Origin of the sequence: Streptomyces sp. 8L (assembly GCF_020176795.1) — a bacterium.
Classification (GTDB): domain Bacteria; phylum Actinomycetota; class Actinomycetes; order Streptomycetales; family Streptomycetaceae; genus Streptomyces.
The window spans coordinates 1-579 of record NZ_JAIUKE010000964.1 but is presented as its reverse complement, the minus strand read 5'-3'; the positions used below and the strand labels follow the sequence as shown (position 1 = coordinate 579).

Annotated in this window: 1 pseudogene; it reads left to right on the top strand. The window is 75.6% G+C overall.

The features are described from left to right. Window positions 1-330: 330 nt before the first annotated feature. Window positions 331-579: pseudogene (locus LCE31_RS40125) on the top strand (hypothetical protein); the annotation flags it as partial.

The following is a 579-nucleotide window of genomic DNA, read 5'->3' as shown; positions in this document are numbered from 1 at the left end:
CGCGTGCCTTCGCCTTCTGCAAGCGGCCGGCGGGGCGGGCGGGGGGGGGGGCCCGCCTCCGGCGGTCGGCGGACTGACGGGCCCGAGAACGGCGCGCGGCCGGCGGCGGCAGGCCCCCGGCCGACGATGTGTGGGCCGCGTGGGCCGGGCAGTGTGGGCCGAAGACCGTAGGCCGTGCTACGAACGCCGCCGGGCGCGTGTACCGAATCCTTCGGTGTTCCGCGACAGTTCGGCAACACAGCTTTGCCGTGCGCCAGTCGGGGGAGGTGAAGGGGCACAGAACGCGCAGGACGCACAGAACGTCCACGGGGGAAGGCAGGTGACGCTCCGATGTGGATCATCGTGGCGGTGGTGGTGCTCGTATTGGTCGTGCTCGCGACGAGCCGGAGGAGCAAGCGGCGCGGGCGGCCGGGTGGTTCGGCGGCCGGCAGGCCCTGGAGGTCGGACGGGTCGAGCAGTGGGAACAGCTGGTGGGCCGGGGGCGGAGGCGCCGCCGCGGGTGATCCGCGGCACGGCGGCGGGCACCACGGGTCGCACCACCACGGCGACGGCGGTGGCGGGGGCCATCACGGCGGGGGC